The organism is Streptomyces amakusaensis, from assembly GCF_039532665.1.
Lineage (GTDB): Bacteria > Actinomycetota > Actinomycetes > Streptomycetales > Streptomycetaceae > Streptomyces > Streptomyces amakusaensis.
On the sequence record NZ_BAAASB010000004.1, the window covers coordinates 167,021 to 177,435 of the forward strand.

Here is a 10,415-nt window from a genome sequence, read left to right on the forward strand (position 1 = left end):
CGCTTTCTCCGCAACTCAGAGGGAGGTCTCCCATGCCGCATGTGGACGTTCTCGGCCTGACGCTCAAGAACCCGGTGCTGGTGGGCTCGGGCCTGCTCACCGACCAGGAACGCAATATCCGCAAGCTGTTGGAAGTGGGCGCCGGAGCGGTCGTCACCAAGACGATTCACCCCAGCCCGCCCGCCACGCTGAACGAAAGGATCATCCGGCTCGACACCGGCATGATCAACAGCACCACGTATTCCAAACGGCCGGTCTCGTACTGGCTGGACGTCTTACGCACCTTCGCGGCCGACGGCCTGCCCGTCATCGCCTCACTGCACGCCGACACCCCTGCGGAACTGGGCGAGCTCGCCGGGCAGGTCGCCCGCACCGGCTGCCGGGCGCTGGAGCTCGGGATCTCCTGTCTGAACGAGGAGGACGGGCTCAAGGACACCCCCGAGCGGGTCCATGCCTACGCCGCGGCGGTGCGGAGCCGGACGGCCCTGCCCTTCTCGGTGAAACTGGCCGCCGGCGAGGGCCTGGAGGACCGCGCGGCAGCCGCGGCGGGGGCCGGGGCCGACGCCATCACCCTCAGCGACACCATCCCCGGCATCGTCGTCTCCCCGGCCGACGGCGAACCGGAACTCGGCGGAGCCTTCGGCTACTCCGGCCCCGGCATCAAGCCGCTGGTGCTCGCGGCCCTCTGGCGGCTGCGGCGGCAGGGGTTCTCCCTGCCCGTCCTGGGCTGCGGCGGCATCACCACCGGCCGCGACGTCATGGACTATCTGAGCATGGGCGCGACCGTCGCCCAGGTGTACACGGCGCTGCACACCGACATGTACCAGACGCTGGAGAGGATCCTCGACGAGACGCGCGCCCTCTCCGAGGCGTCCCCGCCCGGCACGGCGGACCGGCGGACCGACCGTTCCCCGGTGGCGTCATGACACCGCGGCCCCAGGGGCGCGACCTGGCCGAGCTGTCCAGCGCGAGCGTCGTCGAGGAGGTGCGCGGCCGGGACGTCGTCTGGCCGATCGGCGCGACCGAACAGCACGGTCCGCATCTGCCGTTGTCGGTGGACACCGTGCTCGCGGAGGCTTTCGCCGGGCGGATCGCGCACGAGCTGGGCGGGTTCACCGTGCCGGCGCAGTCGATCGCGGCCCGTTCCCTGCCCCAGAGCGGTGGCGGGTTGGCCTTCCCCGGCACGCTGTACGCCGGCGGGGAGACCGTCATCCGCTTTCTGCGGGAGACGGCCCAGTCGATGACCCGGCTGCCTTTCGGCCGGCTCATCGTGGTCAACGGCCATTTCGAGAACGAACCCTTCATCTTCGAAGCGCTCGACGGTCTCTGCCGTCACGGCTCGGCCGAGGGCAAGGAAATCATCGCCTTCAGCTGGTGGAGCCTGGTGGAGGACTCCTGGCTGCGGGACCAGGTGCCCGGCTTCCCCGGCTGGCACGCCGAGCACGCCGGTCTCACCGAGACCAGTCTCATGCTCCACCTCCGGCCCGATCTGGTGTCCGACCTCCGGCCCGACCACGACCGCCCGCCGCGCGCGGGTGTCTATCTCCACCCGGTGGACGTGGCGCGGAGCACCAACCAGGGGGTGCTGTCCTCGACCTCCGGCTCGAGCGCGGCCCTGGGGGAACGGCTCTTCGAACACATCGTCTCCCAGGCGATCTCCCTCGTCCGCGAGGGCGAGGGACTCCTTCGAAGCAATGACCGACCGGCCGCAGGGGGTGGCAATGTACGTCAGGAGTCTTGACGAAGTCCGGGGAACCGAGCGCGACATCGATTGGGGAAATGGAAAGAGTTACCGTCTCCTGATCGAATCCGATGGCATGGGATACGGCGTCTGTCACACGGTCGTCAGAGCCGGCACCGAATCCCTTCTCCAGTACCAGAATCACCTGGAGGCATGCTACTGCATATCCGGGGAGGGCGAGGTGGAGGACGCGAACGGAAACGTGTTCCGTATCCGTCCGGGCGACATGTATGTCCTGGATCAGCACGACCGTCATTATCTCCGGAGCGATCAAGAATCCGATCTCGTCCTGATCAGTGTCTTCAACCCACCCCTGAAGGGCACAGAACGGCACAATCTTGCGGAGTCCGGGGCATCCAGCTACTGATTCCGCCGACTCCGCGCTCCGCTGATACGTATTCCTAGACCGGGAGTGACTGTGCAGGAATTTTCGGATCCGACTTCGACCGTCACTCAGCGGGGCGGGTACATTCCCACCCTCTGCGTCTCGAACGCCGTCGACACCCTGCGGGGGATCGCCGGAAGAGCACCCGGAATCAAAGCCGAAACCCTTGTCTCGGAATGCTACGCGCAGCAGGACCAGGCGATCTTCTGGCGTCCCACGGAAAAGTTCATCATCACCTCCTCCCCGATCGCCGAACTCGACTGGCAGTCCCGGTTCCTCGGCCTTCGGGGCATGGTGAACGACTGTCCGGATGAATCGTCCGGCTCTCTCTTCGCCGACATCCTGGGCGACCGCCGGCTGATGGACCGCATACGCGAGCATGCGGGCGACGGCCGGCGGCTGAGACTCGTACCGCACACGACGACGCCCGATCTGTGGGCCTTCGTCGACGTCATGGCGCGGGAGTTCAGCGTCACCGTCGAGGTGCCGGAGAGCAGCGCGGACCAGGGGCTGCGCGATCTCCTGGACACCAAGAGCGGGCTGCGCGACCTCGCGGCCGGCGCGGGACTGGCCGAGGGCCGCTGCCGCATCGCCCAGGGGTCCCACTGCGCGGGCATCGCCGAGGTGGTCACCGCGGCCTCCGCGCTGCTGTCGGCGGGACGGCCCTGCATCGTCAAGGCGGACAAGGGCGAGGCCAGTGTGGGGCTGCTCGTCTTCCAGCCGGGAGACAGCGCGGACAGGATCGCCCGCGCGGTGGCGGAGAGCCCCTACTACGGGGACGACCCGATCGTCGTCGAGGAGTACATCACCGGGGAGGGGGTCGTCTTCCCGTCCGTCGAGTACATCGTTCCGGATCCTCACGACGGCGCGCCCGAACTCACCCATGTCTGCGAGATGCTGTTCGACGGCCCCACCCGCCTCCGGGGGAACGTGACTTCCGCCTCCCTGGCCCAGCAGGCGTGGTACCCGCACTTCGTCTCCGGCAGCCGGGCCGTGGCCCGGGAGCTCCAGCAGCGCGGCTACCGCGGGCATTTCGGGATCGACGCGGTCGCCCGGCCCGACGGGGAGGTCTTCATGCTGGACCTCAACGCCCGGCGCACCGGTTCCACCCATGTCCACGACTTCGGGGTGCACTTCTTCGGCCCCGGCTATCTGGACACCTGCACCATTGGTAACTTCGATTTCTCCGGTCTCCCCGCGGGCCTCCCGGCGCAGGGCGTGGTCCGCCTGCTGGGACCGCTGGTCCGTACCCCCCTGGAGGCGAAGAGCGGTGTCGTGCCCTGCGAACTGTCCGGTCTCGCCGCGGGCCGCCTGGGCACGGTGATTTACGCATCCTCGATGACAGAGTTCCACGACCTGGTCGACCAGGTCCACGAAAGAATCCGGCAAGGTTGAGGTCAGATCTTATGAGCCCAGACACAAGGGCAGAGCACAGCAGGCGTTGGCTGATCCTGGCCACGGTGGCGGGGTGCTTCCTTCCCGTCGCGGCGGACGCGACGATTCTCAATGTCGCGGTCCCCTCGCTGACGGAGACCCTCGGGGCGTCGGCCCGCGAGGTTCTCTGGATCGCCGACATCTACCCCTTAGTCATGGTGGGGCTGGTCCTGATCACCGGCCCCCTGGGGGACCGGGTCGGGCATCAGCGGCTGCTGCTGCTCGGGCTCGGTGTCTTCGGTGTGTCCTCCGGGCTGTCCGCCCTGGCCACCACGCCCGAAGCGCTGATCGCCGGCCGCGCCGCCCTGGCCGTCGGCGCGGCGATGATCATCCCGGCCACGCTGGCGATCATCCGGCAGGTCTTCCACGACACCCGCGAGCGGGCCGTCGCCATCGGCGTCTGGAGCGCGATCGCCGCGAGCGGCGCGGCCGTGGGTCCGGTGGCGGGCGGGCTGCTGCTGGAGCACTTCTGGTGGGGATCGGCGTTTCTGATCAACATTCCCGTCGTCGTGGCGGCCCTCCTCCTCGTCGGCCTGCTGCTGAGCAACCGGCCGGCGAAGGAGAAGGAACCCTGGGAGGCGGCCTCCCCCGTACTCGCCGTGGCCGGAATCGTCGGCGTCGTCTACGCCGTGAAGTCCGCCGCCCAGGAAGACGGGGCACTCGCCGGGATCGTGGTGCCGGGTCTGATCGGGCTCCTCGCCTCCCTGCTGTTCGTACGCCGCCAACTGCGGTCGGCCCACCCCATGCTGGACATGAGGCTCTTCCGCGAGCGGCACTTCCGCGCCGGTGTCATCGCCTCGGTGCTTCCGGTCTTCGTGCTCGTCGGCTTCGAACTCCAACTGGCCCAGCATCTGCAGTTCGTCATCGGGATGTCCCCCGGGGAAGCCGGGCTCTTCCTCCTCCCCATGCCGGTCGCCGCGTTCGCCGCCGCCCCTCTGGTCGGCTTCTTCTCCTCCCGGCTCGCGCTGTCGACCGTCGTGTCGGGCGGCCTCGGCCTGGCCGGCCTGGGCTACGCGGGCATCGCCCTCTCCGCCGCCGACAGCACCTCGCCGGCCCTCACGGGCTGCCTGATCCTCATCGGCGCCGGCCACGGGGCCGTCCAGGCGGTCGCCTCCGACGCCATCATGACCGGCGCGCCAGAACACCGGGCAGGGGCCGCGGCCTCGGTCGAGTCCGTGTCGTACGAGGTCGGCGCGGGGCTCGGGATCGCCCTGCTGGGCAGTCTCATGGCCGCTCTCTACGGACGCTCCTTCACCCTGCCGTCCACGGTGTCCGCGGATGTGCCCGACAAGGCGTCCGACTCCATCGGCGAGGCCGTCCACGTGGCCGGGGCGACACCGGGAGAAGCGGGCCGGGCCATCGCCTCCGCCGCCAAGGACGCCTTCATCAGCGCGTATCAGGTGACGACCGTCGCAGCCGCGGCGATCGTCACCGTGACCGCGGTGGCGACGGCCCTCACGCTGCGCGGGAGCACATCCGTACGGCCGGAGGAGACGGAACCCACCCCGCAGAAGGTTCTCTGACCCGCCGGGGCCGCACGACGGACAGCGGACGACCGGCCACCGGCAGAGGCCGGCGGGCAAGACCGTGGGGTCACAGTCCTGGAGGACTGTGACCCCACGGTGCCGCGGCCTCGCGGCCTTACGGGATCATCCGATTCTGACGCGGTGTCCGGGGTTGCCGGTTCCGGATGCGATGACGCCCTGGGCCGCCCAGGTGGTCCGGCCGGCGGCGTTGGTGACGTTGAGGAACCCGGTCAGTTCCCCGTTGTCGGCGAGGACGAGGTAGTCGGCGCGGGCGTCACCGCCGACGTCGGCGAACCGGACCTGGGTCGCGTTCCAGGAAGCCGAGCCGGTGGCGATGGTGCCCGCGTACAGCCAGCCCCCACGGCCGTCGCCGCCCTGGTTGAGGTAGGAGCGGACTGCTCCGTTCTCCTCGACGATCAGGTAGTCGGCGCGAGCGTCACCGCCGACGTCGGCGAACCGCACGTCCTCGGCCGTCCACTGAGCGGATCCGGAGGCGATGGTGCCGTGGTCGTCCCATGTGAGCGTTCCGTCGGGCCGGGTGGTGTTGATGAATGCCTGGACGGCTCCGGTGGAGGACAGGACGAGGTAGTCGGCGCGGGCGTCGCCGCCGACATCGGCGAACCGCACCTGCGCACCGGTCCACGCCGAGGAGCCGGTGGCGACGGTGCCCCTGTCCAGCCAGCCTCCACGGCCGTTGCCGCCCTGGTTGATGAACGCGCGGACCGCTCCGGTGGGCGCGAGGATCAGGTAGTCGGCACGGGCGTCACCCCCGACATCGGCGAACCGCACCTGCGCACCGGTCCACGCCGAGGAGCCGGAGGCGATGGTGCCGTGGTCGGACCACTTCACCCTGCCGTCCGCGCCGGTGGAGTTCACCCACGCCTGCACCGCTCCGTTGTCCTGGACGACGAGGTAGTCCGAGCGGCCGTCGCCGTTGACATCGGCGCGGTAGTCACCGGCCGCCTCACCCTGGCCCGCCTCGGGGGGCGCGGGCTTGACCGTGACCTCCGGGACGATCCAGTTCCTCTGCGAAGCCGTGGCGATGCCGCCCTGGAAGGAGCGGGCCATCTTGGCGTAGCCGCTGTTGTTCGGGTGGAGGTTGTCGTTGAGGTCCGCCACCGACAGTTCGTCCATGCCGACCTGGGCGATGCGGTAGCCACGCGCGGCGCGATCGGCGACGATGCCGGGGATGGCTCGGTTGTAGGCGTTGACCCGGGCCTGCACGACCGGGTCGGCGGCCGGGACCAGCGAGGCGAGCACGATCACGGTGGCCGGGGACGCGTCGTGGATCTGGTCGACGAGCCGGCCGAGCCGCTGGGGTGCGGTGGCCACCTCGTGGTTGCGGTTCATGTCGTTGGTGCCGATGTGGAGCAGCACCACATTGGGCTTGGCGTCAGCCATCCAGCGGTCGATGTTCGCGCTGATCTGGTCGATGCGCCACCCCGAATGGCCTTCGTGCCGGGTGCCGTCCGGGTCCCGCATCGAACCCACGAATGTCACCGCCGAGGTGTCCTTGGCGAGCATCTGGCTGAGCGCGGGCCGGTAGCCGCTCCGTGTACTGCTGCCCACTCCCAAGGTGATGGAGTCACCCAACGGCATCACCGCGAGGCTGACGTGCCCGCCCAGCTTGCGCCCGGTGATAAAACTCATCACCCCGATGACCGCCGCGGCCGCAGCCATCACGAGTTCCCCGCCGGAAAGGATGACGACGGCTCCCACGGCGATCCCCATGAGATGCCCGTTGACGTACTCCCACGCCTGGTGCCGGTTGCCGGACTGGCAGGGCTCCATCGTGGGTTTCCCCTGACCCGAGGCCGGGCTTGTCAGACATTCCTGGGTGCTTACGTTGACCATTTGGCGTCCGCCCGCGACGCCTGACGGCTGGTGATTCCACAACTCGTCGCCGTGATGCTCATTGTCGTTGTGGTCGGCATGCCCTCCCGAGACATGGTCGGTGCCTGCCTTCAGCTTCTGGTTCGCGTTGCCGTCCTTGACGTATACGGGATTTGCGTCCTTGTCACCGGCGGGGAAGCCGCCCGTGTTCCAGTGCCGGAGGTCGATGGGCTCCATGGTCCACTGATACTCATCAGGGGCTGGGGATGTATAGGTGCCGGTGGTGAGACTCCCGTTGGCGGGATCCGTCGACCGGGCGACAAATCCTACGCCCGCGGACGTTTCCATGCTCTGGAGATTCCGGCCCACCGGGTGGTACTGCCACAGTTGGTTCAGGGAGTCCCTGTCGCGGCATTCGGCCTGATGGACGGTGTTGAGCGTCGCGTCAAGAGTGAGACATTTATCCGTCTGCGCATTGATCAGCTTGTACGCGATGCTGGATCCGTCGGAGACGAAGTCCTCGGCCCTCCAGACCTGGCTCAGTTCGCGCTTCCACGCCTCTCGCACTGCGGCGGCGCCGTTCACGGTGGTGCCGCCGGGGATGGAGATGGCCGAGTTCTTGGGTCCGGTGGGATTGGTGAAGCGGTAGGTCCAGCCCTGGTTCGCCCCTTCACCCCTCATGGGGCTGAACAGCACGGGCTGGTGGTCGCTTCCGCTGTTGCGGATCGAACTCCAGGGAGCCGCGGTCGACGCGTTGAAGAAGTTCGCCCCCACCGACGTCACCATGTAGTCAAGCGTGTTTCCCCCCTGCTGCGAACTCTGCGTGGGGCTGACCACAGTCGCACCCTGCGGCAGGTTGGCATCATTGCGCATCAGGGCGGGGGCACGGTTGTAGTCTCCCAGAACCGCCCAGTTCCACGGATCTCCCCCCGGAGGCGGGGGATTCATGGACCCGTAGGCTGTCGTCGCGTCACGTACCGCATTGACCAACCCCACCCCGTCGTTGCCGTTTCCGGAGAAGGCGTGGATCGAGGCGTACGCCATCCGGATGTCATTGTGCGCGATGAACAGCGCCGGACGAGAGTTCGGAATGGTCGGATGCGCAACCAGTTCTACGTAGTCCGCCCGCCGGGTGGTAACGATTCCGAGAGGCTGCGTGGGATTAGTGGCCAGATACATGTACCGAACGTCGTCGGCACCTCTCCCGATTCGCCACTCGTACTCCCAGATCCCCGTACCTATCTGCCTCAGCAGGGTGCTCCCGTGCGGGAAGTTGGGCGGAGTCGGCACGAGCTGGCCGTTGCGCGGGACCTCCTGAAGGGCGACGACACCGAAGCCGCGGGAGATCTCCGCGACCGCCGCCCACATGTCACCGCCGGCGGTGGAGTGCAGCATGTTGAACGTCGCCATGAACCGTTTGCGGTCCGGCTGGGCGGCGGAGGCCGGCGATGCCGCGGCGATCACCGTCACCAGGCCCGCGAGGAGCGCCAGCACACAGGTCAGCGCCGTCCCGTCCCGCCAGGGAGCGAACACCCGTCTTCCAGGTGAAGGTACGGCTAGCGGCGAAAGCCCATGCCGCGGCAGAAAACGCACAGTTGCTACCTTTACGTCGTATTGATGACTGAAGCCGGCGGGGTCCAGAGCGGACGCCGCCGCCTTCCTTTCCTTGCCAACTGACCCTGTGTACAAGGTCCCCGTACGGCAGCACGAGGACACGGACAGCCCGGCATCCCGGAAAAGCCGCCCCTCGAAACTTCCGATGCCGACCGCCGTCCGAGAGCCAGCACGATGATCGCACTCCGTTTCCGGCATCCGACAGCTAGCTCCTTCGCCGCCACGACAGCCGCCCGCCCCGGGATCGCGCTGGTGCGACTCGCGCCCGGTCGGCACTTGGAGGGTCGGGCTGTTGTCAACCGGTGGCGGGGGCGAAGGGCCCGTCGCCGGCGAAGGCGAGCCTGGCGAAGTTCTCGCCGATGCGACGGTGTCCTTCGGGGCCGGGGTGGATCGCGTCGGGCAGCGGGAACTCGTCGTGGTCGCTCTGTCCGTAGAGGTCGAGTCCGTCGAGGTAGTGGAGGCTGGGGTCCTGAACGTCAGCGTGCCGCCGGAGAGGTCCGGCGTCAGAGGGCCGGGGGTGTTCTCGTGGGTGGGGCACAGCACGGGGGCGCCGGTGCGCAGGGCGATGAGCTCGGTGATCTCCGTGTGCGGGAGCCAGATCTCGATGTCCTTGACGCCGGCGGGCAGATCGGTGAAGTGGGCGGTGCCCGCCGGTCCAGGGGGTGAACTCCGCGGTCTGGGTCCGCATGTCGGTGATGGTGCGCAGGTTCCCGCCGTCCACGGTGGCCCGGGCGGTGAGCCGGCCCTTGATCAGGAGGTCGTAGACGCCGTCCGGCGGGGGCGGAAAGCCCTGGTAGAAGCGTTTGGTGGGCAGGGTGTCCAGGTGGACGGCGGTGGCTCCGCCCGCAGCACCCGCATGACGGCGGCGTTCCTCGTCGGCGGGGCTACCCTCAACCTGGCTCGCCCGTTCTCGGAGAGCAGTCGGCCACGAACTTCCTCCGGCAGCTCACCGCCACACACAGCCAGGACGAACCCGCAGGCCCGACACATCGGCTCAACATCCCACCGCGGCGTCTCGCCCACCAACGCCTGAACACCGCACCAGTCCGCGCCGGTGGTGTCGGTGCGCGCCCCGGTGGGCCGGGGCACTGGTGCTGCCCGACGGCCTGGACCGGATCGGTGCCGGCGCGGAGGACCCCGGGGCGGGTCGGCGTGGGCGTCGCCACGGTCCGGCCGCTCCTGCCTCCGCTGGTCAACAGCGCGGTCCCGTGCCTTCGTCGCCCAGGCCGCGGAGTCCGGGCGCAGCATGAACCCACCGGTACCCGGCTCGTATCGGAATGCCGGGTGCGTGCAGCCTGGAATCGGTCTCACGCTTCTTCGCCGTGCACGAGGTGGCCGTCGGTCAGCCGCCAGTAGTGCCGGTGGTCAGTCCATCGCCAGGTCTCGTCGGCAGCGATCGCCTGCGTGATCCATTCGTGGAGTTGCGGGAGGGCCTGCGCTCGTAGAACAGCGCGGGTGGCCGCACGTTCGGTGGCATCGACAGGGTGGACCTCAATGCTGAAGCCGACCCTGTCCGGATGGATGCCACGGCCGTAGTTGCGGGGGTTCGGAGCGGTCCATGCTGCTCCCAGGACAATGGTCCCGCTGTCATGTCCGGTGAGGAATGCCAGGTCCGTGACTCGGTTCATGCAGGGGCCGAGGCACTCGTTGATGTCGGTGGTGGTTAATGGCCAGGCACGGTGCCGGGGCAGTCTTCGATTTCGTGCGGACATGGCAAGCAGAATGACAGAAGGCCACTGTCGACGCTCGGGCATTTGTTCGGCGGCCTGCTCCTGGGCACAGGCCTCGGCGACTACGACCGCGCCTCCCTCCTTGAGGCCCGTATCCACGGCCCGGCACGGTGAAGCGCCCCGTCCGCCCGGGAGACCCGGGCGGACGGGGC

Annotated in this window: 7 protein-coding genes and 1 pseudogene; 5 read left to right on the forward strand and 3 right to left on the reverse strand. The window is 68.7% G+C overall.

What is annotated here, in order from left to right:
• Positions 1–32 precede the first annotated feature (32 nt).
• Genes ABD371_RS08295 through ABD371_RS08315 form a run of 5 tightly spaced genes read left to right on the forward strand, consistent with a single transcriptional unit; the run spans position 33 to position 5,083 of the window.
• The gene (locus tag ABD371_RS08295) at positions 33–926 is read left to right on the forward strand and encodes a beta/alpha barrel domain-containing protein (RefSeq protein WP_344474392.1); all 894 of its coding nucleotides are present in this window, start codon (positions 33–35) and stop codon (positions 924–926) included.
• Complete coding sequence (locus tag ABD371_RS08300; RefSeq protein ID WP_344474394.1) at positions 923–1,741, forward strand: creatininase family protein; 819 nt, start codon at positions 923–925, stop codon at positions 1,739–1,741. The genes ABD371_RS08295 and ABD371_RS08300 overlap by 4 nt, the downstream gene beginning before the upstream one ends.
• The gene (locus tag ABD371_RS08305; RefSeq protein ID WP_344474396.1) at positions 1,722–2,108 is read left to right on the forward strand and encodes an ectoine synthase; all 387 of its coding nucleotides are present in this window, start codon (positions 1,722–1,724) and stop codon (positions 2,106–2,108) included. The genes ABD371_RS08300 and ABD371_RS08305 overlap by 20 nt, the downstream gene beginning before the upstream one ends.
• A gap of 51 nt (positions 2,109–2,159) precedes the next feature.
• On the forward strand, positions 2,160–3,521 hold the full coding sequence (locus ABD371_RS08310) for an ATP-grasp domain-containing protein (protein ID WP_344474398.1): 1,362 nt from the start codon (positions 2,160–2,162) through the stop codon (positions 3,519–3,521).
• An 11-nt stretch (positions 3,522–3,532) separates the two neighbouring features.
• The gene (locus ABD371_RS08315; RefSeq protein WP_344474400.1) at positions 3,533–5,083 is read left to right on the forward strand and encodes an MFS transporter; all 1,551 of its coding nucleotides are present in this window, start codon (positions 3,533–3,535) and stop codon (positions 5,081–5,083) included.
• Between the two features lie 126 nt (positions 5,084–5,209).
• Here ABD371_RS08315 and ABD371_RS08320 read toward each other — a convergent pair whose 3' ends face one another.
• From ABD371_RS08320 to ABD371_RS08330, 3 genes and pseudogenes are all read right to left on the reverse strand, one after another.
• Positions 5,210–8,452 (reverse strand): GDSL-type esterase/lipase family protein, encoded by a 3,243-nt coding sequence (locus ABD371_RS08320; RefSeq protein ID WP_344474402.1) that lies wholly within the window; start codon positions 8,450–8,452, stop codon positions 5,210–5,212.
• A 376-nt stretch (positions 8,453–8,828) separates the two neighbouring features.
• A pseudogene (locus tag ABD371_RS08325) lies at positions 8,829–9,371 on the reverse strand (SGNH/GDSL hydrolase family protein); the annotation flags it as partial.
• A 469-nt stretch (positions 9,372–9,840) separates the two neighbouring features.
• Positions 9,841–10,362, reverse strand: a complete 522-nt coding sequence (locus ABD371_RS08330) for a hypothetical protein (protein WP_381734132.1) — start codon at positions 10,360–10,362, stop codon at positions 9,841–9,843.
• Positions 10,363–10,415 lie beyond the last annotated feature (53 nt).